Annotated in this window: 20 protein-coding genes; 8 read left to right on the forward strand and 12 right to left on the reverse strand. The window is 72.0% G+C overall.

Features of this window, described 5'->3' with window-relative positions:
* The first annotated feature begins 61 nt into the window (after nt 1-61).
* From ACPPVS_RS15735 to ACPPVS_RS15745, 3 genes are all read left to right on the forward strand, one after another.
* Nucleotides 62-1,267, forward strand: a complete 1,206-nt coding sequence (locus tag ACPPVS_RS15735; protein ID WP_426593173.1) for a DUF222 domain-containing protein — start codon at nt 62-64, stop codon at nt 1,265-1,267.
* 35 nt (nt 1,268-1,302) lie between these two features.
* The gene (locus tag ACPPVS_RS15740; protein ID WP_426593174.1) at nt 1,303-1,653 is read left to right on the forward strand and encodes an MmcQ/YjbR family DNA-binding protein; all 351 of its coding nucleotides are present in this window, start codon (nt 1,303-1,305) and stop codon (nt 1,651-1,653) included.
* Between the two features lie 178 nt (nt 1,654-1,831).
* Nucleotides 1,832-3,148 (forward strand): alpha-amylase family glycosyl hydrolase, encoded by a 1,317-nt coding sequence (locus ACPPVS_RS15745; protein WP_426596001.1) that lies wholly within the window; start codon nt 1,832-1,834, stop codon nt 3,146-3,148.
* Nucleotides 3,149-3,390: 242 nt separating this feature from the next.
* On the opposite strand, the gene ACPPVS_RS15750 is transcribed toward ACPPVS_RS15745, so the two are convergent.
* Nucleotides 3,391-5,415: a glycosyl hydrolase family 28-related protein gene (locus tag ACPPVS_RS15750; RefSeq protein WP_426593175.1), complete on the reverse strand. Its 2,025-nt coding sequence runs from the start codon at nt 5,413-5,415 to the stop codon at nt 3,391-3,393.
* A 182-nt stretch (nt 5,416-5,597) separates the two neighbouring features.
* A complete protein-coding gene (locus ACPPVS_RS15755) occupies nt 5,598-7,076 on the reverse strand; it encodes an ArnT family glycosyltransferase (RefSeq protein WP_426593176.1) in 1,479 nt (492 codons plus the stop codon).
* 81 nt (nt 7,077-7,157) lie between these two features.
* Here ACPPVS_RS15755 and ACPPVS_RS15760 point away from each other — a divergent pair, with 81 nt between their 5' ends.
* Entirely contained in the window at nt 7,158-8,468 is a 1,311-nt protein-coding gene (locus ACPPVS_RS15760) for an NAD(P)/FAD-dependent oxidoreductase (protein ID WP_426593177.1), read from the forward strand.
* A gap of 20 nt (nt 8,469-8,488) precedes the next feature.
* On the opposite strand, the gene ACPPVS_RS15765 is transcribed toward ACPPVS_RS15760, so the two are convergent.
* From ACPPVS_RS15765 to ACPPVS_RS15775, 3 genes are read right to left on the reverse strand one after another with little or no spacing between them, the layout of a single operon-like run.
* Complete coding sequence (locus ACPPVS_RS15765) at nt 8,489-9,922, reverse strand: PQQ-binding-like beta-propeller repeat protein (protein WP_426593178.1); 1,434 nt, start codon at nt 9,920-9,922, stop codon at nt 8,489-8,491.
* Nucleotides 9,919-10,530, reverse strand: coding sequence for a TMEM175 family protein (locus ACPPVS_RS15770; RefSeq protein WP_426593179.1), 612 nt, complete (start codon nt 10,528-10,530; stop codon nt 9,919-9,921). The genes ACPPVS_RS15765 and ACPPVS_RS15770 overlap by 4 nt, the downstream gene beginning before the upstream one ends.
* Nucleotides 10,531-10,540: 10 nt before the next feature.
* The gene (locus ACPPVS_RS15775; protein ID WP_426593180.1) at nt 10,541-12,058 is read right to left on the reverse strand and encodes a PQQ-binding-like beta-propeller repeat protein; all 1,518 of its coding nucleotides are present in this window, start codon (nt 12,056-12,058) and stop codon (nt 10,541-10,543) included.
* 222 nt (nt 12,059-12,280) lie between these two features.
* On the opposite strand from ACPPVS_RS15775, the gene ACPPVS_RS15780 reads away from it, so the two are divergent.
* Both ACPPVS_RS15780 and ACPPVS_RS15785 read left to right on the forward strand, forming a co-directional pair.
* The gene (locus ACPPVS_RS15780) at nt 12,281-12,517 is read left to right on the forward strand and encodes a hypothetical protein (protein WP_426593181.1); all 237 of its coding nucleotides are present in this window, start codon (nt 12,281-12,283) and stop codon (nt 12,515-12,517) included.
* 12 nt (nt 12,518-12,529) lie between these two features.
* Nucleotides 12,530-13,000 carry an NUDIX domain-containing protein gene (locus ACPPVS_RS15785; RefSeq protein ID WP_426593182.1) on the forward strand — a complete coding sequence of 157 codons (471 nt, stop codon included), beginning with the start codon at nt 12,530-12,532 and terminating at the stop codon, nt 12,998-13,000.
* On the opposite strand, the gene ACPPVS_RS15790 is transcribed toward ACPPVS_RS15785, so the two are convergent.
* The 4 genes from ACPPVS_RS15790 to ACPPVS_RS15805 form a co-directional block, all read right to left on the reverse strand.
* Nucleotides 12,997-14,745, reverse strand: coding sequence for an APC family permease (locus tag ACPPVS_RS15790; RefSeq protein ID WP_426593183.1), 1,749 nt, complete (start codon nt 14,743-14,745; stop codon nt 12,997-12,999). The two genes, ACPPVS_RS15785 and ACPPVS_RS15790, sit on opposite strands and share 4 nt — an antisense overlap.
* Before the next feature lie 238 nt (nt 14,746-14,983).
* On the reverse strand, nt 14,984-16,114 hold the full coding sequence (locus ACPPVS_RS15795) for a lactonase family protein (RefSeq protein ID WP_426593184.1): 1,131 nt from the start codon (nt 16,112-16,114) through the stop codon (nt 14,984-14,986).
* A 79-nt stretch (nt 16,115-16,193) separates the two neighbouring features.
* The gene (locus tag ACPPVS_RS15800; RefSeq protein WP_426593185.1) at nt 16,194-16,424 is read right to left on the reverse strand and encodes a hypothetical protein; all 231 of its coding nucleotides are present in this window, start codon (nt 16,422-16,424) and stop codon (nt 16,194-16,196) included.
* On the reverse strand, nt 16,421-17,062 hold the full coding sequence (locus tag ACPPVS_RS15805; protein ID WP_426593186.1) for an RNA polymerase sigma factor: 642 nt from the start codon (nt 17,060-17,062) through the stop codon (nt 16,421-16,423). The genes ACPPVS_RS15800 and ACPPVS_RS15805 overlap by 4 nt, the downstream gene beginning before the upstream one ends.
* A 45-nt stretch (nt 17,063-17,107) precedes the next feature.
* On the opposite strand from ACPPVS_RS15805, the gene ACPPVS_RS15810 reads away from it, so the two are divergent.
* On the forward strand, nt 17,108-17,779 hold the full coding sequence (locus ACPPVS_RS15810; RefSeq protein ID WP_426593187.1) for a rhomboid-like protein: 672 nt from the start codon (nt 17,108-17,110) through the stop codon (nt 17,777-17,779).
* A gap of 32 nt (nt 17,780-17,811) precedes the next feature.
* Here the strand turns inward: ACPPVS_RS15810 and ACPPVS_RS15815 are convergent, their stop codons facing one another.
* Together ACPPVS_RS15815 and ACPPVS_RS15820 are read right to left on the reverse strand one after the other, a co-directional pair.
* The gene (locus ACPPVS_RS15815) at nt 17,812-19,977 is read right to left on the reverse strand and encodes an MMPL family transporter (protein WP_426593188.1); all 2,166 of its coding nucleotides are present in this window, start codon (nt 19,975-19,977) and stop codon (nt 17,812-17,814) included.
* 76 nt (nt 19,978-20,053) lie between these two features.
* Nucleotides 20,054-20,590, reverse strand: coding sequence for a TetR/AcrR family transcriptional regulator (locus tag ACPPVS_RS15820; RefSeq protein WP_426593189.1), 537 nt, complete (start codon nt 20,588-20,590; stop codon nt 20,054-20,056).
* A 96-nt stretch (nt 20,591-20,686) separates the two neighbouring features.
* Here ACPPVS_RS15820 and ACPPVS_RS15825 point away from each other — a divergent pair, with 96 nt between their 5' ends.
* Nucleotides 20,687-21,781 (forward strand): DNA glycosylase AlkZ-like family protein, encoded by a 1,095-nt coding sequence (locus ACPPVS_RS15825; RefSeq protein WP_426593190.1) that lies wholly within the window; start codon nt 20,687-20,689, stop codon nt 21,779-21,781.
* On the opposite strand, the gene ACPPVS_RS15830 is transcribed toward ACPPVS_RS15825, so the two are convergent.
* Complete coding sequence (locus ACPPVS_RS15830) at nt 21,769-22,662, reverse strand: SDR family oxidoreductase (protein ID WP_426593191.1); 894 nt, start codon at nt 22,660-22,662, stop codon at nt 21,769-21,771. The two genes, ACPPVS_RS15825 and ACPPVS_RS15830, sit on opposite strands and share 13 nt — an antisense overlap.
* Nucleotides 22,663-22,686: the final 24 nt, after the last annotated feature.

Genomic DNA, 22,686 nt, shown 5'->3' on the forward strand with positions numbered 1-22,686 from the left:
ACCTGGCGTCCCTGTTGGACGGGGTGGAGCTGGCGGACCTGTCCGTGGGTGGGTGTTGTCGGTGGTGGAGGGGTTCGAGCAGCTGCTGCGCGCGGTGCAGGCCGCCCAGGCGGTCGCGATCCGCGAGCGGGAGGTCCGGCGCCCGTCCCACCCGTCCCCGGTGCCGGACCTGCTCGCGTGCGCCCTGGTCACCACCCGTCGGGCCGCGGAGCTGTTGATGGCGCGTGCCTCGTTGGCGTGCCGGTATCCCGCGGTGCACGACGCCTGGGCCGCCGGGGTGCTGGATGCCCGCAAGGTCGACGTCCTGATGGGTGAGGTGATGGTCGCCGACCCGTCCGGGCGGGACACGGCAATCGCGGTCGGGGTGGGCGCGGCGGCGCGGATGACGGGCCCGCAGCTGGCCCGGCACGTGCGCGCCCTGGTCATCGCGGGCGACCCGGCAGCCGCCGAGAGGCGCCGGGAGGCGGCCCGCCAGGACCGGGCGGTGTCCCTGAGCCCGTCGGTGGACGGGATGGCGTGGTTGTCCGCGTACCTGCCCGCCCCCGACGCGGTCCTGGCGTTCACGGTCCTCGACGCCCTCGCCGGCACCACCCGGATCCCCGGGGACCAGCGCAGCGTGGACCAGCGTCGCGCGGACGCGTTCAGTGACGTGTTCACCTCGATCGTGACCACCGGGACCACCCCGAGCGGGACGGGCGTGCCGCGCCGGCACGGGCAGCCCGTCAGTGTCGGGGTCACCGTGGCCGCCACCACCCTGGCCGGCCTGGACAACAACCCCGGGTTCCTGGACTCCTTCGGGCCGATCACCGCGGGGATGGCCCGTGAGCTCGCCCAGGACGGCACCTGGCGGAGGTTGTTGACCGACCCCGCGACAGGGCTGGTCTGTGAGGCCGGGACGATCCGCTACCGGCCCGGCACCGACCTGACCCGCACCATCATCGCCCGCGACGTGACCTGCACCTTCCCCGGCTGCCGACAACCCGCCACCCGCAGCGACGTCGACCACATCGTGCCCTTCGACCCGAAGAAACCGGCCGCGGACCAGACCCACCCCGACAACCTGCACGCCCTGTGCCGGCATCACCACAACGCCAAGACCAAGAAACACTGGCAGGTCCACCGCAACGCCCACACAGGGGTCACCACCTGGACCTCCGCCGACGGCATCACCTTCACCCGCGACCCCACCCCAGTCCTCGTCGACCTCCACGCGCTGACCCACCACCCACACACCACCGTCAACGGCAACGACGAACCACCGTTCTGACGTCTTGTGTGGGTGGATGGCGATTGGATGGCGGGATGGACGAGGGCGATGCACGCAGGGCGGCCCTGGCTCTGCCGGAGGTCACCGAGCGCTCGAGCTGGGGTCAGCCGGCGTGGTTCCACCGGAACATGGTCGCGAGGATGTGGGACGACGAGCGGCTGACGGTTCGGGTCGAGGACGACGGTGAGCGGCTCGCGCTCGTCGAGCAGCTCCCGGAGCTGTACTCGACGACCGACCACCATGCGGGGACGAACCTGGTCCTGATCACGCTCGCGACGGTCGACGCGCCCACGCTCGGAGCCCACCTGGCGGAGTCGTGGTGGTGGGCCGCCCCTCCCGTGCTCCGCAAGAGGTACCCGCGCCTCGGCCCGCCGGAACCCGCCTGAGGTCAGACGCGATCCGCTGACCGGTCACGGCTGCAGCCCACGACGAGCAACTCGACGATGGTGCCGGCTCCACGGTCCGGATGTGGGCGTGCCGCCATAGGTTGGAACGGTGAGCGATACCGAACACGCGTCGGATGCCGCGTCGGACAGTCCGGGCGGGCAGCCGGCCGCACCCTCGGTGACGAACGAGCCCGGTTGGGTGCGGCACGCCATCTGGTGGCACGCGTACCCGCTCGGGTTCGTGGGTGCGTATCCGGCGACGGTCGCCGGCACGCCGCCGACACCCGACGAGCACCGGTTGCTGCGCATGGTGGGCTGGTTCGACCACGTCATCGCGACGGGGGCGTCGGGGATCGCGCTCGGTCCGGTGTTCGCGTCGGAGTCGCACGGCTACGACACGATCGACCACCTGCAGATCGACCCGCGGCTGGGCACCGACGACGACTTCGACGAGCTCGTCGCGCAGGCGCATCGGCGGGGACTTCGGGTGCTGCTGGACGGGGTGTTCAACCATGTCGGCCGCAGCTCGCAGATCGCGCGCCGGTCGGTCGAGGCTGCTCAGGGCCGTTCGCAGGACGAGGTGTGGTTGAGACGCGCGGAGGGAGGCGGCCCGACCGACTTCGTCGGTTTCGAGGGCCACGACGCGCTCGTGACGCTGGACCACGAGCACCCGTCCGTCGTCGACTACGTGGCACGCGTGATGAACCACTGGCTCGACCGCGGCGCAGACGGTTGGCGCCTCGACGCGGCCTACGCGGTGCCCACGACCTTCTGGGCACAGGTGCTGCCGCGCGTGCGCGCCGAGCACCCGGACGCGTGGATCGTCGCGGAGGTCATCCATGGCGACTACGCCGGGTTCGTCACCGCGTCGGGGGTCGACTCCCTCACGCAGTACGAGCTGTGGAAGGCGATCTGGAGCTCGATCGAGGATGCCAACCTCTGGGAGCTGGCCTGGTCGCTCACGCGTCACGACGAGTTCCTCGAGACGTTCGTGCCCCTGACCTTCGTCGGCAACCACGACGTGACGCGCATCGCGAGCACGATCACCGATCCGCGCCACCTCGCCCACGCGCTCGTCGTCCTGTTCACCGTGGGCGGGACGCCGTCGGTCTACGCGGGCGACGAGCTCGGCTACACCGGGGTCAAGGAGGAGCGCGCCGGGGGCGACGACGCCATCCGGCCGGAGTTCGGGGATCCGGGCAGCGCGCCCGACGAGCGCGGAGCGCGGATCCTGCGGCTGCACCAGGACCTGATCGGTCTCCGTCGCAGGCACCCCTGGCTGCACCGGGCACGCACGACGCAGGTCGAGCTGACGAACACGCGGTTCGTCTACGAGTCCGTCGACGGGGACGAGGGCACCGACCACGCGATCGCGGTCGCGCTGAACCTCGGCGACGACGGGTTCGCGGTGCCGGCCGGCGAGGTGCTCCTGGCGAGCGGCGGTGCCGGTGCCGGCGAGGTCGAGCCGCACGGCTGGACGATCGTCGCGCGGTAGCTCCTCGGGGCACCGGCCCGCACGGGGGGCCGACCGGCGGAGAACGACGACTGCCGCGCGGAAAGAGTGGGTGGCGCACCGGCTCTCCCGATGTCGGTGCGCCACCCGATTCAGGGACGGACCCAGCGCGTGTCGGGGCCGGATCACACACCGACCGGTGGCGAGCGATGCGGACCCGCCACCGGTGGCTGGGGGGATGAGGTGACGGCGGCCGAGGGGCGCCGCCGTCACCCCACCCGGGATCACCAGGCCGAGGGAGCCGGCGGCACGACGATCGCGGGACGGTCGTCACAGGTGATGGTGTTGGGCAGCTCCCACGGCGCGAACCACGGGCCGGTCGTGCCGCCGCCGTCGTTGCCACCGAGGTCGACGGAGGACCACTCGGACCCCGTCGGCGGGAAGTTGAACGAGCCGCAGTTGTTGATGCCGACGGCACCGACGTTGCGGGCGTCCACGTTCTGGAAGGTCGCCGAACCCGCCACGCGTGCACTGAGCACGGAGGTGCCGGTCCCGTCGACGTGGATGTCCTGGAAGTGGACGTTGGTGATCTTGTACAGGTCCTTCACGGGCCAGTCGGCCACCAGCATGATCGCGTTGTAGGTGTTGTCGAGGAAGTTGTCGCCGACCACCTCGATGTCCGCGTCGATGTTCTTCTCCAGCGCGTAGAACCAGATGGCGCCGAGACCGATGTTCCAGTTCAGCTCGAAGGTGCCGGACCGGACCGTCGTGTTGTTGGTGATCCACAGGTGACCGGTGAAGGCCTCCGACCCGAACCGCGAACCCACCTGGAGGGCCGAGCCCTCGCGCAGCGGGTCGGCGATCAGGTTGTTGGACACCGTGTTGTCGGTGCCGCCGTAGATGGCGATCCCGTTGGCGAGCGTCGGCGTCTGGACCGTGTCGTGATCGAAGGTGTTGCCCGTGTTGCCGGTGTGCTCGGACCACATGGCCAGGCCGTCGTCGCCGGTGTTCCGGACGAAGGTGTTCCGGACACCGGAGCTGGTGACGCCGGTGTGGAAGTTCACGCCGTCGGCGATCTGGTCGACGATCATCGAGTTGCTGATCTGCACGTTGTTCATCGGCCCGTCGAGCCAGATGCCGACCTTGGTGTGCTCGATGTACAGGCCGTCGATCGTCGAGTCGCTCAGCGCGCCGCCGATGCCGTTGACCTGGTCGGTGTCGATGCGCTCACGCACGTCGCCCTGGATGGTGAACCCGGACAGGTGCACGTTGTGGCTGCCGCCGACGGAGGCATCCTTGCCGTAGAAGCCGACGCCCGTGTGCACGGAGCCGTCGGGGGCGGGCGTCGCCAGCGACACCTGCGACCCGCGGATGATCGTGTACCAGCTGCCGGCGCCCTGGATGGTGACGTCGTCGACGATGATGTGGCGGTTCACCTGGTAGACGCCCGGCGGCACGTAGACCGGCAGGTGCGCCTTCTTGGCGAGCGCGATCGCCTTGTCGAACGCGTCGGCGGAGTCCTTGCGACCGAACGGGTCGGCGCCGAAGAGCAGCACGTTCGCGGCCTTCAGCTTGATCGTCGGCAGGCCGACGAGCTCCGAGTCGAGCAGGTCGACGACGGTCCACGCCACGCCCGCCGGCGCGGTCAGGCGCACGACGGACCCGGCCTTGTACGTCTGGCCCAGCAGCACCCGCTGCTCGTCGTAGAAGTGCATGGGACGGTACGGCGTCGTGATCGTCGGCGTCGGGGTGGTCGCCGCCGGCACGCAACCGCACTCGGTGATCCACCAGTCCGGGTGCAGGAGGCCCGCGTTGGGGTCGTTGGAGAACGGGTACTGGTTGTACAGGTACGAGTACTGCGACGTCAGCGCCGCGGTGCCGGCGCGCTTGCCGTTGACCGTGATCGGCATCGACGCGGTGAGGCCGCCGCCGGTCGGTGCGTCTGGGAGCGCGTACCGCACGGTCACCGCGTTGGCGGCCTTGGGCAGCGTGAAGTCGACGTACTGACCGGGGGTCAGCTGGACGGCCTTTCGGCCGGACGCCTCGGCGGGGAGCGTGTAGGCGTTCCGGTCGGGGCCGATCACGGTCCCGTTGGTGGCGGCGCTCTCGGCCTCCTGCTCGATGAACCCGAGGTCGGCGCCGCGGCCCGTCGACAGTGACGGGTCGAGCGCGGCGCGGGTGACCGGGGTGGGCGTGGCCGGGGCGGGGGGAGCCGGGTGAGCGGACGCGGCGCTCGCGGGGACGACCAGCGCGAGTGCGGCGAGCAGAGCGGGGACCGCATACACAGTGCGACGAACGGGGTTCCTCACGGGAGCGCCTCCTTGCGCAGCCGGGACGGCGCCGGGCTGGGGAGCCCGCACCGCATGTCGGGACACACCGTAGGTACTGGACAAATGGTAAGACAAGACCGAATGACAAATTGCAAGAACTTACGTTGCGAGAGCAAGTTTGATGCAGTCGACGATCATCGGGTGCGGCTCGCACGGCAGACCTACGCGGACAGGTGCGTCACCTCGGACCACACGGACTGCCAGGTGCCGGCCGGCGCGTCGCACACCTGGACGGCGCCACCCTGCTCCTCGTTGTCGAGGTCGACGCCGTTGTCGACGCGCGCCACCACCCGGCAGCCGACGGCCCAGGACGGCGCGGAGTCGTAGCCGACGAGCACGAACGGTCCCCCCGACCCGGGCGGCGGACCCCACGCCGCGTAGCCGTTGTGCCCGCTGTAGACCGGGACGTCGAGGCCGTACCACTCGAGCGCGCCGGCCTCGCCGTAGTTCCGGGTGACGGCGAGCGTGGCCCCGGACGACGACACCGCGGACCGGACCGTCGCGACGAGGGCCGGCCAGCCGATCATCTCGGCCTGGTCCTGGTTGATGTCGACGTAGAGCGACTGACCGAAGGCCCGCTCGGACAGGATCGGCAGGGCCGACGGCCAGACGACCATCCCGCTGAGCGCGAGCACCGCGCCGGCCGCCACGAGCCAGCGCCGGCTCGCTCGTTCGGCCAGGCCGCACGCTCCCGCGGCGATGAGCACCGGCACGGCACCGACGACGTAGTAGGCCTTGCCGCCGGTCAGCAGGAACACCGCGACGAGCACCACGAACGCCCAGGCCAGGGCCCTCGCCCGCACGAGCGAAGGCCTCCGGAACAGCCGGACGAGGCCGTAGACCCAGACGGCGGCGGTGGCCGGGCTGAACTGGACGAGCAGCAGGGCGACGAACGTCAGCCGCTCGCCCAGCGCGCCGTACTCGTCGTGGATGTCGGCGGCGAGGGTCAGCTGCGGCCAGCCGTTCAGCGCCTGCCACACCAGGTTGGGCACCCACAGGGCCAGCGCGACCGCGACCCCGCCCCAGGCCCACGGGGAACGCAGGTGGTGCCGCACGGAGGGCGTCAGTGCGATCCCGACCACGATCGCGCCCAGCAGGAACGCGACGAGGTTCTTGTCCTCGAGCGCCAGCCCGGCCAGAGCACCGACCACCAGCCAGCCGCGCGGGCGGTCCCGCTGCAGGGTCCACAGGACCGCGTAGCTGATGGCCACCCAGAACAGGGTGTCGATGGAGGTCGTCGACAGCAGGTGTCCGGCGAAGACGGTCACCACGCCGGTCCCCGTCGCGACCATCGTGAGCACCTGCGCCCCCGTCCGGCCGCCCAGCTCGCGGGCCATGAGCGCGGACAGCACGACGACCACCGCCATGGCGACGGCCGACGGCAGGTGCAGGGCCACGAGCGATCCGGGTGCGACGACGTCCGCGAGGTGCGCGATCAGCGGCGTCAGCACCGGCTGGTCGGGGTAGCCCCATGCGAGGTGGCGGCCCGCGGCCAGGAAGTAGAGCTCGTCGCGGTGCGGTCCGTACCGGGCAGAGAACGCGACCAGCACCGCGAGCAGCAGGCTCGCGGCACAGAGCACCCAGGGCCAGGCGACGGGAGGAGGCGCATCACGACGCCGACCGACGTCGGTGGCGACCACAACGCGAGGCTAGCGGGGTGCGCAAGAAAGTGACATACCGGATACGGTCCACGTGGGGGTCCGGCAGGAAGGGACAAACGGATGAGCGCACGTCCGCGCGTGGTGGTCGTCGGCAGCGGGTTCGCCGGCTTCTTCGCGGCCCGCACCCTCGAGCGGCTGATCCCTGCGGGGGCGGCCGACCTCACGATCGTGAGCGCGACGGACCATCTCTGCTACTCACCGCTGCTGCCCGAGGTCGCCGCCGGGCGCCTGGACCCCCGGCGCATCGCGATCCCGCTGCACTCGGCCCTGCGCAGGGCGCGGATCGTGCAGGGACTGGTGGAGTCGGTCGACACCACGAAGCGCACCATCGATGTCGCCTGCGACCTCGCCGACCCGCTGGTCCTGCCCTGGGACCGGCTGGCCATGACCGTCGGCTCGGTCACCCGGCGGCTGCCGACGCCCGGCATGGAGGACCATGCGCTCGGCCTGAAGACCCTCGTGCAGGCGGTCTACATCCGCGACCACGTGCTGCGGCAGATGGAGATCGCCGACGCCACCACCGACCTGGGCGAGCGGCGCGCCCGGCTGACGTTCGTCGTGGTCGGCGCGGGGTATGCCGGCACCGAGACGGCCGCGCAGCTGCAGGTCATGACCAACGCGCAGCTCGACCGCTTCCCGCGGCTGCGGACGGAGGACGTCACCTGGCTGTTGGTCGACGTCGCGCCGGCCGTGCTGCCTGAGCTCGGTCCGCGCCTGGGCGAGTTCGCGCTCGACCAGATCCGCGCGCGCGGCATGCAGGTCCGGCTGAGCACGTCGGTCACGGAGGTCGCGTCCGACCACGTCACGCTGTCCGACGGCGAGACGATCCCGTGCCACACCGTGCTCTGGACCGCCGGCGTCACGCCTCCCCCGCTGGTCGGGACGCTCGGCGACACGGTCGAGCGCGGCCGACTCGTCGTCGACGCCCAGCTCCGCGTGCCCGGCGAGGCCGACGTCTGGGCCGCCGGCGACTCGGCGTCCGCGCCCGACCCGTACGACAAGCAGCACCGCGCCTACCCACCGACCGCGCAGCACGCGCAGCGGATGGGCGTCGTCCTCGGGCACAACATCGCCGCGAGCCTCGGGTACGGCCAGCCGATCGAGTACCGGCACCACGACCTCGGACTCGTGGCCGACCTGGGGCGACGCAGCGCGGTCGCCCGCCCGCTCGGGATCCCGCTGACGGGGCTGCCCGCGAAGGTCGTCGCCAAGGCTTACCACCTGTACGCGGTCCCCTCGATGGCCAACCGCGCCCGCATCGCTGCCGACTGGGCCCTCAACCTGGTCAGCCGACCGGTGCCCGCGCAGCTCGGTCTGGTGCAGCCCGGCCAGGCGCGGTTCGCGTCCGCGGAGCACACCGGGGCGCACTGACGGGGTGGGCGACCCGCGACCTAGCCGAGAACGGCCACGCCGTCCGTCGTCAGGCCGAGCAGCACCCGTCCGACCGAGGTGCTGGACCGGATGCCGGCGGGCAGCGGGGCCTGCCACAGCAGGCGGCCGTCGTCGACGCCGTACGCGAGGAGCTCGCTGCGCTCCTGCCCGGCAACCGGCTGGTCGGCGACGAGGATCGAGCTGCCGTCCGTCGACAGGGAGCCGGGCACGTGCCCGGGGGTGACGGTCGTACGCCAGACGACCGCCCCGGTGCGGCCGTCGAAGGCGACGGTCCCGGTCATGGTCGGCACGTAGACGCGGCCCCGCAGGATCAGCGCGGACCCGGTGGCGGTCTCGTTCGTGGTCCACCGGACCCTGCCCGTGCTGGTGTCCCAGCCCCGTACCGACGAGTCGGAGGTGAGCGCGAGGTCGGGCACGCTGCCGTCGTCGACGACGACGTCGAGATAGTTGCCCGCCAGGTCGACGTCACGGCGGCCGGAGCGGACCAGCGTGGAACGGACCTGGCCCGACTGCGTGGTGCTCAGGAGCGCCAGGACGCCGGTCGTCGCGTCGTACCGGTAGCCGGCGATCGCCGGGATGGGGGTTCGCACGACGTTGCCCGAGGCGTCCAGCAGCGCGACCGACCAGCCGGGGTTGGTGACCCCGACGACGTCGCCGGCGGCGAACACCTGCACCGCCGACGTGAAGGCCGCTTCGCTCAGGTCCGCCCCCGCGCTCCGCGGCACGTACCGCCAGAGCTCGGCACCGGTCAGCAGGTCCTGACCGGTCACGCCCTGCCCCGGTGCGCTGAGCGCGACGAGGCCCGGGAGCACCGCCATGGACGTGGCCCGCGGTGCCGCGTGGTCGGCCAGGACGCGACCGTCGCGCGTGTCCAGGACGACGACCCGTGTGATCGTCGCCGGGACGACCGCGGGGCTTCCGGCCCTGTCGACGTGCTGGAAACCGTTGCTGACCAGGCACGCGACCTCATGCTCGGCGGCGCGCGCGCACCGGCCGGCAACCGGGCGGTCGAGCGAGAGCGCGCGCGAGGGATCCGGTCCGAACATCGATCTCGACCACGTCACGTGCCCCGTGCGCTGGTCGAGCGCGAGCACCGCCTGCGAGCCGTCGTCGGCCACCTCGAGCCCGACGAGCTCACCGTCGGACACCACGCCACCGAGCACGAGCCCGGCCAGCGCGTCCGGCGGCCGCCACACCACCCGGACCCCGGGGCCGACGGGTGCCACGACGCCCGGCACGGCCGCATAACGGGCCGCGGCGGCCCGCTCACGGCCGTCGAGCACGCCTTGGGCGCCGACGAGGGCCACGGCGGCGACCACGGCGACGGCTCCGAACCACCACCAGCGGACGCGGGGCCGGCGAGGTCCGGCGACCGGCGCGACGGCCGGGCGAGCATCCTCCAGCTCGACGTCCTGCATGGCGTGGCGGGTCATCGTCGGGGCAACCGGAACAGCCGCAGGAGCGGGGCCTCGAGCGCGAAGAGCGCGAACGCCCACAGGCCGACGAACGGCGCGAGCACCACGACGGCTGCGGCGAGGCCGATGGTGAACAGGTCGGTGCGCACCCCCGGGCGGTCCGTGCGCTCCTCGCCGACCAGACCCGCGGAGCGGGCGTGCCAGCCGGTGAGCACCCCGAACAAGACGATCCAGAAGATGTCGAGCGGCATGAGCAGCCGTCCGATGGTGAGGTCGTCGTAGTGCGTCGCGACGCTCGTGACGAACGGCACGAAGATCACGCCGAGCAGACGCAGGGCGTTGAACACGAGGAGTCGCGACGAGACCAGCGTCAGCGAGCCGATCTGCCGCGCCTGGATGGCCCACATGTTGCAGAGCACCAGGAACGCGATGACGATCCCGAGGAACGCGGTCGACTGGGCTGTGAGCCCGGCCCACAGGTCCTGGTCGGTGGTGACCGACCCGATCGCGTCCGTGCCGACACCGAGGGCGAGGAGCGTCGCTGCGATCGCGAAGACACCGTCGCTGTAGGCCTCGACGCGTCGCAGGGGGGCGCCGCTGGTCAGGGTCTGCGTGAGGTTCGCCATGGGCGAGACGCTACGGCCCAGCGACGCCGACACGCTCGTCCTTCAGGCTGCCGAGGACGACGGACGCGGCGGCGGACGCCGAGACGAGCACGTGCCCGCGCACGGTCAGCGTGCCCAGCAGCGCGGTCGTCCTGGTCGTCCAGAGCCGAACCCCGGTGTCGAGCGCGAACCCCTCGATCGTCCCCGACCCCTCTCCGGGCGCGGGCGCGTTGGCGACGACGATCGACGTCCCGTCCGTCAGGAGCGTCTGGGTCTCGTCGTAGGAGCCGACGTGCACGCTCCAGACGAGTGCGCCCGTCCGACCGTCGAAGGCCCGCACCTCACCGGCACCGGACCAGCCCATCGAGAACACCAGCCCGCGCAGCACGACGGCCGGTCCCGCGACAGGGCCGTCCGCCTGCCACAGCAGCTTGCCGGAGCTCGAGTCCCAGGCCTGCACGAGCGACCCGTAGGTGATCTCGACGTTCCCGAGGCTGCCGTCGTCGACCGACCGTGCCAGCAGGTATCCCGGCACGTACGCGTCGGGCCGGCCGGGTCGCACGATCGTCGTGAGCGGTCGTGCCTCGGCGAACCCCGAGAGCAGCTCGAGCCGGTCGGAGCCGACGACCACGGGCGTTCCGTCGAGCACCCGGGTGCGCGCCCGCGCGACGCCACCGGCCGCCGACAGCAGCGTCACCTGCCGGTTCGCCTCCTGCAGGCCGATCTCGTCGCCCAGGCGGAACAGCCGGAAGCCCGCGACGTCCCCGGCGGGTGCGATGTCGGGCGCGGGCGACACGAAGCGCCAGGCCCGCGCACCGGTCAGGGGGTCCTGGGCGGTCAGCGCGGCGTGGCCGTCGTCGGCGGGCGTGCCGAGCACGACCAGGCCCGGGAGCGTGGTGAACGCGATCGCGGCCGGCGCGGGCTGGTCGGCCACGACGTGTCCGTCGGCGGTATCGATGACGACGACGTGCGACCGCACCGGGGCGCGGACGTAGGTGGTCCGTCCGCTGCGGCCGACGCTGACCGCGGCGTCCGAGCCGAGGCACGCGACGAGCGCGGCGTGGTCCCCGGGCGCCGTCGGGACGCTCTGGCAGAGGCTGCGGCTGGCCGCACCGCCGCGCAGGGCGAGCTCGGGATCCGGTCCGCGTAAGGGTGCCGACCACCTGCCGCTGCCGGTCGAGACGTCGCGCGCCTCGATGCGCTGCGAGCCGTCGGGGGCAGTCCGGACGCCGATCACGGTCCCGTCGACGGTCACCGAGCGATCGAGGTAGTCGGCGTCACGCTCGTCGACCTGCCAGAGGGGCGACACGTCGGGACCGATCCCCCGCACCACCCCCGGCAGCGCCTGGATACGGCCCGTGGCGCTCCGGTCGCGGGCGGCGATCACGGCCTGGGTGCCGACGAGTGCCAGCGCCACCGCCGCGGCGACGGGCCAGAGCATGCGGAGGCGCCGGCTGCGCGCCCCGTCGGCGGCCCTCGACGACGGCTCGTCCGGCGGGCGGACCTCGTCGAGGAGCTCGACCGACTGCATGCGGCTGCGGTGCCCCATCCTCGGAGGCTAACCCGGTGCGCGAGGCGGGGCCCGGCCGGGGCGGGTGATCCCGCGGTCGGCGGTGCCACGGGGCCAGAGCAGGACTCCCGCACGGCCGACGGTGGTGGTTCGTGCCGGTCTGGCATGGGCCTACCGGGCGAAACTTGCGCGTGTCGGTGCGCTTCCACGGCCGATCGGCCGAAGTATGGGGGGGTGTCAGGGAACGACGAGGGGGTCGAGATGACGGTCACCGACGTGCAGCTCCAGGTGGATCCGGGGCTGGAGTCGCAGGTGCGTGCGGAGCACGAGCACGCCAGCTGGTTCGAGCTCGCCAGCGCCACCGCCAAGGCGCACCACGAGTACGACGAGGTCCGTCGCCAGCACGACGACGCCGCCACGGCCCGGGCCCGGGGTCGCCTGCACGTCCTCGAGCTCATGCTCGGCGCGGAGACGGCCAGGTTGCACCCCCACGCCTGACATGCTGGAGCGGTGACCGCACCGAGCAGCGCAGGGATTCTGCTGTTCCGCAGGCACGGCGACGGCATCGAGGTTCTCCTGGGGCACATGGGCGGCCCGTTCTGGGCGCGCAAGGACGCCGGCGCCTGGACGATCCCCAAAGGCGAACCGGCGCCCGACGAGGCTCCCTACGCAGCCGCGCTGCGCGAGTTCACCGAGGAGCTGGGCTCGCCGCCGCCCCCCACCGACCACCCCGACCTCGAGCTGGGCACCATCCGGCAGAAGTCGGGCAAGGCGGTGACGGCGTGGGCGCGCGAGGGCGACTTCGACGCGGCCGCCGCGGTGAGCAACACGGTCGAGATCGAGTGGCCGCCGCGGTCGGGTCGTCGCATCCAGGTGCCCGAGATCGACCGGGTGGCCTGGTTCGCGCCCGCCGAGGCCGTGGGGCTGGTGGTGACCGGCCAGGGCGAGCTGATCGAGCGGCTCGTCGCCCTCGTCGGCTAGGCGGGCGGCGGCTCCCCCTCCCGCTCGACGGCGGGTGGTTCCGCGCCCGTCGTCGTGATCGCGGTGGCACCCGGCGGCAGGTTGGACATGTCGGGGGCGATGAGGATGTCGGGCAGCCCCGAGTCGGGGAGCCGGAAGTTGGCCAGCGGGTCCATCGCGACGCCGGCGAGCACCAGGTCGTGCGCACCGCGCATCGGCAGGGTCTCGCCGCGGAAGAACGCCGGCTGCCGGATCCACCACACGACCATCAGGACGAGACCGATGAGGATCGCGGCGACGCCCACCACGGCGACCGCACCCATCCCGAAGATCGTGACGTTGTTGCCGTCGGCACCCTGGAGCCAGTCGGGCGCCGCGTACGACTTCAGCGCGTAGACGAAGGCGGCGAGCAGGATCAGGCCGCCCAACGAGGGCAGCACGCCCTGCATGAAGAAGTCGCGACGGGTGTGGTGCAGCGTCCGCCGGTAGAACCAGCTGCACGCGAAGCCGGTCAGGCCGTAGTAGAACGCGATCATCAGGCCGACCGAGCCGACCAGCGCGCCCAGCAGGTCCGGGCTGATCAGCGTGAAGATCAGGTAGAACAGCATCGAGACGAGCCCCATCACGACCGTCGAGACGGTCGGCGTGAGGTACTTCGGGTGGATCTTGGCGAACGACGTCGGGATCGCCTTGTAGACGCCCATCGACAACGACGTCCGGGCGGTCGGCAGGATCGTCGTCTGCGTGGAGGCCGACGCCGACGTGAGGATCGACGCGGCGAGCAGGAGCAGCGCGATGTGGCCGATCGCCGAGTCGCCGAACAGGGCCGGCCCGATCGCCGCGAAGATGTCGTCGGCGTTGTCGGGGTTGCCCAGGCCGATGCCCGTGGTGCCGACGCCCGCGAAGGCGACGGCCGCCGTGGACACCAGGAGGTAGGTGACCAGCAGGAGCACGGTCGACAGGATCGCGGCGCGGCCGGGGGTCTTGGCGGGGTCGTCGGACTCCTCGTTGATGGACACCGCGGTGTCCCAGCCCCAGTAGATGAACACGGCCGTGAGCAACGCCGGTGCGATGACCGTCGACAGGTCGAGACCGCCCGGCCAGAACCAGCTCCACTGCGGCGTGATCGAGCCGTCCTCGCCGTTGCCGGTCCACACCTTGGTGAGCGCGACCACGGCGAACATGATCAGGACCAGCACCTCGATGGACAGCAGCGCGTACTGGATGCGCGCGGAGACCTCGATGCCGCGATAGCAGATGTAGGTCATGACGGCGATCCACAGCAGCCCGACGGCCGTCGTCCACGCGGTGCTGGAGTCCAGGTTGCCGGCCGCGTCCCAGCCCAGCTCGCCGAGGAACGTGAACGTGTACACGCCGGCGATCTGGGCCAGGTTGGCCATGACGATGACGTCGGCGGCGATGATCCCCCACCCGCCGAGCCAGCCCGTGATCGGGCCGAACGCCCGCGTGGCCCAGGTGAACGTCGTGCCGCAGTCGGGCTCGGCCTTGTTCAGCTCCTGGTAGGCGACGGCGATCAGGTACATGGGGACGAATGCGAGCAGGATGATGGCTGGCGCCTTGACGCCGGCCAGGATCGCGCCGCCCCCCGCGACGACGAACCCGAGGCTCGCGGCCAACGAGTAGGCGGGCGCGGTGGACGCGGTGCCGACGACGACGCTGGAGACGAGCCCCAGCGCCCCGCCCTTGAGGCCCTTGCCGGTCTCGGGGAATCCCAGAGGAGCGGAGTCGGTGATGGGAGCAGACACGAAACCTCGCAAAGGCACAGGCCCGGGCGTCGTCGCATCGGGCGGGGTTTACCGAGCGGATTCGTTGCAGTGTGGTGCCGGGGGAGCAGATATCGCTCGTCATGAACGTGCCTAACAACGGAAACCGTAGCGGTCGTGCGGGTGAACGGGAAGGGTTCTGGACGCGCGTTCGGCAGCCGATGCAGCGACGGCCCGGGGCGTGTTCGCCCCGGGCCGTCGCTCGTCCCGTGGGACAGGGTCAGGAGGACGCGATGCCCTCCCCGCCGACGGTTCCCGGCACGACGACCGAGCCGACCGCCGTCAGGGCGCCGCCGGCACCGATCCGGAAGGTGTCGACCGTGCCCTGCGCACCGGTCTGCACGTCGAGGTACCGGCCGCCCGCGCTCACCGTGGCGTCGACGGTCCCCGGCAGCGTGCCGGTCAGGCCGGTCGTCGTCAGTGCGCCCGCACCGCTCACGGTGAAGCCCGAGAGGTTCCCGCTCCCGGCGTTCGAGGCCCACACCGCAGCGCCCGAACCGGCGATCCAGCAGGTCGCGGCCTGCCCGGTCGGCTGCTCGGCCAGCTGGGTCAGCGCACCGTTGCCGGCCACGCGGAACGTCGCCACGTTGCCTGCCGCCTCGGCCACCACGGCGTTCCCGCTCGGGTCGAAGACGAGCGCGAAGGGCACCTTGCCGGGCAGGGACGCCACCACCGGTGCGGCCGACGGGCGGCCGAGCGGACCGAACGTGAAGACGTCGATCGCGTTGCTCGCGGCCTTCGTCGTGACCAGCAGCGAGCGTCCGTCGGGCGTGAACGCCACCTGGCCCGGCGTGTGTGTGAACTCGGGGGTCGCGGTCGGGTCCAGGCCGAGGTCGCGGTGCCACGACGGCACGGTCACCAGGTGCGCTCCGAGCCGGAGGAAGCCCTGCACCGACGCACCGCCGCGCGCGTTGAGCACGTAGACCCGCGCGTCGTGCACCGCCACGCTCACCGGGAAGTCGCCGCCGGTGGCCACCGTGTCGCGCAGCCGCAGCGCGTCGCCCTGCGTGCTGAAGACGCTCACGGTGTCCGAGCCCGCGTTGACGACGTACAGGAGGCCCGTGGGCTTGTCGAGAACGGCGGAGCCCTGGGAGGCGAGCCGGTCGACGACCGCGCCGGTCAGGGCGCCGCCCACGCCGCCGGTGGCGTAGGAGCCCGCCACCGACAGGGAGCCGTCGGCGGCGCGAGCCAGGACGCGGACCACGTTGCCGGCGGGGTCGTTCGTGGGGACGTACACGTAGGAGGTAGCCGGTCCGTGGTGCGCGGGCACGCTCGCGAACGCCGGAGAGGTGGCCAGGACGGACACGGCAGCGACGGCGACGACGGCGCCGAGGCGGGTGATGCGCTTCATGAGAGGCCTTCTTCTCTGATCGAGAAACATCGGACATCTCATCTGCGTCGGCGCAGCGTCGGTTCTTACCTCGAGATTCCTAGGAGTCTGCCTCGTCCGCGACGAGAGCCCGCAGCAACCCGGCGAGGTCCTCGGCGCACGGCCCGCACTGCGACAGGTGCACGGCGACGCCGGGGTACCGCAGGCGCGCCGCGGCGGGGTCCGTGTGGGTCAGCTCGGCGTAGATCTCGAGCACGGCCATCGCCTCGTCGCACCCGACGTCCTGGGGGTCCGTGTGCAGGAAGTGCTCGACCCGGGTCCAGTCGCTCATGCGCCGGCCACCCCCAGGTACCCGCTCGAGACCAGTGCCGACCGCACCTTGCGGCGGGCGTCGAACAGCGCCTTGTAGACGGTGTTGCGGCTGACCCCGAGCCCCTGCGCTACGGCCTCCAGCGGCACCCCGTCGAGGAGGACCTGCACGAAGACCGTCCGCTGGTACTCGGTGAGGTCGCGGTCGACGGCGTCGGACAGCGCCCGCACCAGGTCGCGCTGCACCGCGTGCTCCTCCGGGTCCAGGCCGATCCGGTCAGGCAGCCGCTCCCAGTCGACCTCGGTGGGCGACGGCGCCTGGTGCTGCCACTGGTGCCGGCCCACCTTGGCCGACACCTCGAACATGACGAACTTGTACACCCAGGTGGTGAACCGGCTCTCGCCGCGGAACTGGTCGAGCTTGGCCAGCACCGCCAGCATCGCGTCCCCCGCGGACTGCACGGCGAGGTCGTCCAGCTCCGGACCGGAGACGGCGATCTGCGCGGCGCGGCGCCCGAGCTCCCGGCGCGCGACCCGGGTCATGAGCCCGTGCAGACGGTCGAGGCAGCCGGCGCGGTCGAGCGCGGCCTGGTCGAGGCAGCCCAGCCAGCCGGCCGACACGGGGTCGAGGGCGGTCGGGTCCACACCGGCAACGGGCACGTCTGGAGCGTATGCCGCCTGGGTCGCAGTTGTACGGTGACCGTCATGATCTCCGCCGTGGCCCGGGACGTCTGGCGGACAGTACGACGTGCCGACCTCGCGATCGCCTACTGCGTGACCGTGACGCTGGTGACGACGTGGGTGTTCTTGCAGACACCCGAACGGCAGGCCGAGATCCTGAGCCGGGTCAGCACCAACCTGGTCAGCCTGCGCGCCGAGCCGGTGCTTGCGATGCTCGCGAGCGCTCTGGTGGTGTCGAGCATGTGGGGGCTCTACCTCGTGGCGCCGCTGCTGGTGGTGCTGGCCTACCTGCAACGTTTCGTCGGGAGGCTCGCGTCGCTGGCAGTCGGGCTCAGCGGGCACGTAGGCGCGAGCATGGTCGTGGCCCTCGCACTGGCTTCCGGGATCTCCCACGGCGTCATCGACGAGTCGGTATCCCGGGCGACGGACGTCGGGGTCAGCTACGTGATGGCCGGGGCGATGGGGTTCCTCGTCCTGGCCGTACCGCGACGGTGGCGCTGGTGGTACATGATCCCGACCGCGCTCTACTGGCTGCTGCCGGGCGTGATCGACCTGACGTTCACGGACTTCGGTCACGCGACTGCGCTAGGGATCGGCCTGCTGTTCGCGTTCGTCGCGTCGCGCACGGTCACCGCGGACCATCGGGCCCACGCCCCGGGTGAGCCTGAGACCGTCCCACCCGAGCGGCGCCCATAGAGGGTGCCGCCCGGGAACGGGTCAGGGTCGGATCAGCGCGAGCCGGACGGGACGAGCTCGGGCTCGTCGGCGAGGCGCAGGTTCGCACCCTCGATGTCCACCTTCGGCGTGACCTTGTCCAGCCAGCGCGGCAGACGCCAGGCGCGGTCGCCCAGCAGTGCGAGCGCGGCCGGCACGATCGTCATGCGGACCAGGAAGGCGTCGATCAGCACGCCGACTGCCAGGCCGAAGCCGATCGCCTTGATGGTCGGGTCGTCGACGAGCATGAAACCCGCGAACACCGACGCCATGATCAGCGCCGCCGCGGTGACCACGCGCGCGCCGTGACCGACACCCGCGATGGTCGCCTCGGTGGCGTGGCTGCCGTGCACGAACTCCTCGCGCACCCGGGACACGATGAACACCTCGTAGTCCATGGCCAGCCCGAACAGGATCCCGATCATGATGATCGGCAGGAAGCTGACCAGCGGGCCCGGGTTGTCGATGCCGAAGATCGAGCTCGCCCAGCCCCACTGGAACACGCCGACCACGAGGCCGAACGTGGCGCCGATGGTGAGCAGGAAGCCGACCGCCGCCTTGAGCGGCACCATCCAGGAACGGAACGCGATGAGCAGCAGCAGGAACGACAGGCCGATCACGACGGCCAGGTAGATCGGCAGCGCGCCCGCCAGCTTGGCCGAGACGTCGACGCCGATCGCGGTCGTACCCGTGACGGCGACGCTCTGGTCCGTACCGTCCGTCAGCGGCGCGACCGTGTCGCGGATGGTGGTGACCAGCTGCGCGGTGTCCTCGGAGCTCGGGCTGCTCTTCGGGATCACCGTGATGAGCTGGGTCTGACCCGACTCGCTGACCTGGCCGGGCTGCACGGCGACGACGTCGTCGAGACCCTGCACGGCGCTGGTCACCTTGCCCGCGAGCTGGGTCGTCGCGTCGGCCGAGTCGCCCTTGACGACGACGATCAGCGGTCCGTTGACGCCCGGCCCGAACGCCTCGGCGGTCAGGTCGTAGGCGATGCGCTGGTGGCTGTCCGCGGGAGCGGTGCCGCCGTCGGGCAGGGCCAGGTGCATCTGGGCGGCAGGGATCGCCAGGGCGCCCAGGCCGAGGACGCCCACGACGACGATCGGCGTGCGGAACCGGGTGACCACGCGGGCCCAGCGGAATCCGGCGCCGTCCTGCGCGTTCGGCGTGATGGTCCCGGTGCGCTGCTTGCGCGGCAGGATCTTCTTGCCGACGAAGCCCAGGAGCGCGGGCAGCAGCGTGAGCGCGACGATGACCGCCGTGAGCACGGTGCCCGCGGCGGCGAAGCCCATGACCGACAGGAACGGGATGCCGGCGATCGACAGACCCGCGAGCGCGATGACGACCGTCGCCCCGGCGAACGTCACGGCGGAGCCCGCCGTCGCGACGGCGCGGGCGACCGACTCCTCGGGATCGAGCCCGTCGGCAAGGTTGTTGCGGTGCCGCGAGCTGATGAACAGCGCGTAGTCGATGCCGACCGCGAGGCCGAGCATGAGCGCGAGGATCGGCGCGGTCGAGGTGATGTCGACCACCGAGGTGAGGATCAGCAGGCCGGACATGCCGACGCCGAGACCGACGAGGGCGGTGAGCAGCGTCATGCCGGCGGCGATGAGCGACCCGAAGGTGATGACCAGGACGACGGCCGCGATGACCACGCCGATGCCCTCGGTCGCGCCGACCTCGGGCGGCGCCTGCGAGAGCTCGCCACCGGAGACGACCCTCAGGGAGTCGGTGGTGGCCGACGCGCCGAACTCGTCGAACGCGTCCTTCGCGTCCTGCGAGATTCCGTCGAGCGAGGTGGCGTAGGCGACCGTCACCAGGCCGGTGCGACCGTCCTGGCTGATCGCGTGCGACTGCGTCGGGTCGACCACCGCGACGACCTCGGGCAGCTTCGCCGCGTCCGCGAGCACCGGCGCGAGCGTCGCCTCGTCGAGCTGCTGCCCCTCGGGCACCTGCACGATCAGGGTCGCGGTGGCGCCGGAGGCGGCCGGGAAGTCGGACTTCAGGTCGTCGAGCGCCTGCTGCGCCTCGGTGCCCGGGATCGTGAGGTTGTCGCTGGTCGAGCCGGCCAGCGTGGCCACGCCGACGCCGAGCAGGACCAGGATCACGCCCCAGATCGCGACGACGCGACCGCGTCGACGGTACGAGAACCGTCCCAGCCGGTAGAGGAGCTGTGCCATGTCGGGTCTTCCGTTTCGATCGGTGTGGCGGGGTCGTGTACGTCTGCGCCACGTCGTCGGGGCACGTTCTTGCCTGCTAGAGCAGCAGGCGCCTCATGCAGGTCTGCAGGAGCGCGCGGAGACTGTCGTCCGTATGAGTGTGGTCCCTGCACTCGGCGATGACGCCGTTCAGGGCGAAGTTGGCCACGCGCAGGCGGTCGGGGTCGGTACCGCCGGCGAGCAGCACCGGCAGCTGGAGGCACGAGTTCGCGACGGCCATGAACGACGGGACCTCGGCCAGCACCTGGGCTCCGTCGAGGACCACCGCGAGGCTGCGGTAGCGCACGACGACGTCGACGAGCTCGTCGATCGCGCGTTCCTGGCTGTCCGGCGTCGGATTGCTCACGAGCTCGTTGACCAGGCTGTCCAGCTGGAGCGCGGCGGGCTCGAGCACCTCGGAGATGATCGCGGCCTTGTTGGCGAAGTGGTAGAGCACGGTCGCCTTCGAGCAGCCGACCGCCGCAGCGATGTCCGCCAGGGATGTGTCGTGGTAGCCGTCCTCGACGAACAGCTCGAGCGCGCGGTCGAGGATCTCTCGACGGGTGCGCTCGCGCAGGGGGACGGTGGCGGTCACGGTTCGTAGGCTACCTGACCGATCGGTCAGCAGCCGACCGGTCGGTCAGGTTTCACCCGTCCGGCCACTGTCGGCGGGCCGTCCTAGTCTCGGTGCGTGCACCAGCTGTCCCGTGCCGAGGCTCGTCGCGTCGCCGTGCGCGCCCAGCTGCTCACCGCGCAGCGGCCGACGGACGTGCACGAGACGATCCGTCGGCTCTCGCTGCTGCAGCTGAACCCGACGGCCGCCATCGCGCCCAGCGCGGACCTCGTGCTGTGGAGCCGGATCGGCTCGTCGTACGACCCGGCCGAGCTGCGTGAGGCGCTGGACCAGCAGACCGTCCTGGACTACCGGATGACGCTGCGGGTGGCGCAGGACCTGGCGCTCTACCGCGCGGAGATGGCCGACTGGCCGGGTTCGGGTCCGACGGTCTCCGGCTGGAAGCACGCCCGCCGGCAATGGGTGGACGACAACGAGGCCTGCCGGCAGGACATCCTCGCGCTGCTGCGCACCGACGGGCCGCTGCCGGCCGGCGAGCTGCCCGACACGTGCGTGCGACCGTGGCGGTCCTCGGGCTGGAACAACAACCGCAACCTCACCATGATGCTCGACCAGCTGGTGCTGATGGGCGACGTGGCGGCCGCGGGCGGCACGGGCAAGGACCGGCTGTGGGACCTGGCCGAGCGCGTGTACCCGGGCGGCCCGACCATCCCGCTCGACGAGGCGCGGGCGCTGCGAGACCAGCGACGCCTGGGTGCGCTGGGCATCGCGCGGGCCCGCGGGCCCGAGTGCCCGGTCGAGCCGCTGGACGTGGGGACCGCCGGGGAGCCGGCCGTCGTCGAGGGCGTGCGCGGCGAGTGGCGGGTCGACCCGGCCCTGCTCGAGGGCCCCTTCCAGGGTCGCGCCGCCCTGCTGTCCCCGTTCGACCGGCTCCTGCACGATCGGAGGCGGATGACCGAGATCTTCGAGTTCGAGTACGCCCTCGAGATGTTCAAACCGGCCGCGGTGCGCCGCTGGGGCTACTACGCCCTGCCCGTGCTAGTCGGCGACCGGCTGGTGGGCAAGCTCGACGCGGACGCTCGGGGCGGCGCATTGCGCGTCCACGCCCTGCACCTGGACGCGCCGTCGACGACGGACGAGCGCGAGGCCGTCGACCGGGAGATCGACGACCTCGCGCTCTGGCTCGAGCTCGACCTCGTCTACGACGTGTAGTAGCCCGCCGCCAGGTCGTCGAGCAGGCCGGGCCGGGTGGGCGCCCAGCCGAGCAGCTCGCGCGTGATCGTGCTCGACGCGGGGGTGTCGAGCGCGAAGAAGCGGCCGATCCAGCCAAAGTGCTCCGCTGCCTGCGCCTCCTCGATCGCCGCGGTCGCCACGCCCAGTCCCTGACCGATCGCCTCGGCGATGTCGCGGGCCGCCACACCCTCCTCGCCGACCGCGTGCACGACCGATCCCGCCGGAGCGCGCTCGAGCGCCAGCCGGACCAGGCGTGCGGCGTCGAGCCGGTGCACGGCGGGCCAGCGGTTGGCGCCGTCGCCGACGTAGCCGGAGACGCCCGTGGTGCGGGCGATGCCGGCCAGGACGGCGACGAAGCCGTGGTCGCCCTGCCCGTGGACGGTCGGCGCGAAGCGCAGGCCGACGGACCGCACGCCTCGGTCCGCGTAGGAGAGGGCAAGGTGCTCGGCGCCGCCGCGCATCGACTCGGGACCGACCTGCGTCGAGGCATCCCGTTCGGTCGCGACCCGGCCCGGGGTCAGGCCCGCGACGCCCGACGCCAGCAGCAGCGGGCGCTCGGAGCCCTCGAGGGTGTCGACGAAGGTCTGGACCGCGGCGCGTTCGGTGCGCCAGGCGCCGGCCATGTCGCCGAAGTCGTGGTTGAAGCCGAGGTGGATGACGGCGTCGGACTTGTCCGCGCTCGTGCGCAGGACGTCGAGCTCGTCGAGGCCGCCGCGGACCGTCGACGCACCGGCCTCGGCGATGGCGGCGGCGCTGGCGTCCGAGCGAGCCAGGCCGACGACCTCGTGGCCCTCGGCGAGCAGCTCGGCGGTGACGGCGGACCCGATCCAGCCGGATGCCCCGGTGACGAACACGCGCATGGTGCGCTCCTTCAGCTGATGTCA

The organism is Cellulomonas sp. McL0617 (genome assembly GCF_049994875.1).
Lineage (GTDB): Bacteria > Actinomycetota > Actinomycetes > Actinomycetales > Cellulomonadaceae > Cellulomonas.

Coding starts and splice junctions, on each gene's coding strand:
- ACPPVS_RS15815 (WP_426593188.1), bottom strand. CDS start 19,977: ATGGCACAGCTCCTCTACCGGCTGGGACGGTTCTCGTACCGTCGACGC.
- ACPPVS_RS15765 (WP_426593178.1), bottom strand. CDS start 9,922: ATGACCCGCCACGCCATGCAGGACGTCGAGCTGGAGGATGCTCGCCCG.
- ACPPVS_RS15830 (WP_426593191.1), bottom strand. CDS start 22,662: ATGCGCGTGTTCGTCACCGGGGCATCCGGCTGGATCGGGTCCGCCGTC.
- ACPPVS_RS15800 (WP_426593185.1), bottom strand. CDS start 16,424: ATGAGCGACTGGACCCGGGTCGAGCACTTCCTGCACACGGACCCCCAG.
- ACPPVS_RS15760 (WP_426593177.1), top strand. CDS start 7,158: ATGAGCGCACGTCCGCGCGTGGTGGTCGTCGGCAGCGGGTTCGCCGGC.
- ACPPVS_RS15810 (WP_426593187.1), top strand. CDS start 17,108: ATGATCTCCGCCGTGGCCCGGGACGTCTGGCGGACAGTACGACGTGCC.
- ACPPVS_RS15775 (WP_426593180.1), bottom strand. CDS start 12,058: ATGGGGCACCGCAGCCGCATGCAGTCGGTCGAGCTCCTCGACGAGGTC.
- ACPPVS_RS15795 (WP_426593184.1), bottom strand. CDS start 16,114: ATGAAGCGCATCACCCGCCTCGGCGCCGTCGTCGCCGTCGCTGCCGTG.
- ACPPVS_RS15770 (WP_426593179.1), bottom strand. CDS start 10,530: ATGGCGAACCTCACGCAGACCCTGACCAGCGGCGCCCCCCTGCGACGC.
- ACPPVS_RS15780 (WP_426593181.1), top strand. CDS start 12,281: ATGACGGTCACCGACGTGCAGCTCCAGGTGGATCCGGGGCTGGAGTCG.
- ACPPVS_RS15740 (WP_426593174.1), top strand. CDS start 1,303: ATGGACGAGGGCGATGCACGCAGGGCGGCCCTGGCTCTGCCGGAGGTC.